This is a genomic window from Acidovorax sp. SRB_24, assembly GCF_012931925.1.
In genome coordinates, this window is record NZ_MWOM01000257.1 from 1 (window position 1) to 426 (window position 426).

At 74.6% G+C, this 426-nt stretch carries 1 protein-coding gene; it reads right to left on the minus strand.

Translation table 11 applies throughout. The annotated features are described in order from the left end of the window. Positions 1–243 (minus strand): putative signal transducing protein (locus B2J89_RS21840; protein ID WP_169170872.1); only part of this gene is annotated, 243 nt, incomplete at its 3' end. Positions 244–426: the final 183 nt, after the last annotated feature.

The window sequence follows — 426 nt, forward strand, 5'->3', positions numbered from 1 at the left end:
GCCGCAGCGGCAGTGCCACAGGCGCTGGGGCAGGTGGTGCAGGTCGTCGAGCAGCGTGCGCGCCCGCTCCAGGTGCTCGCCGTGCTCCAGCCAGATCTCGGGCAGGCATTCGTGCGGCGGCAGGTGGCCGGCGGCCGCGCCCAGGTACTGGCGCTGCACGGTGGCCGGCATGCCGGCCTCGCACAGCAGGTCGGCCCACAGGGTGGCCAGGGCGGCATTGGGGGCCTGGGTCAAGCGCTGCACAGACGGGCTCCTTTGTGAACAGCGTCCGGCGCCTGCCAGGCAAGCGCTTGCGCCATGGTTTGCGATGCACCGGCCCGCGCCGGCACCGGGCCTGCGCTCCCTTATGCCGGGGCCCCCTCGGCGGCGCGCTCGGCATAGCGCGTGAAGCGCCACGCCGTGCCCTGCTGCGTGATGCGGCGCCAG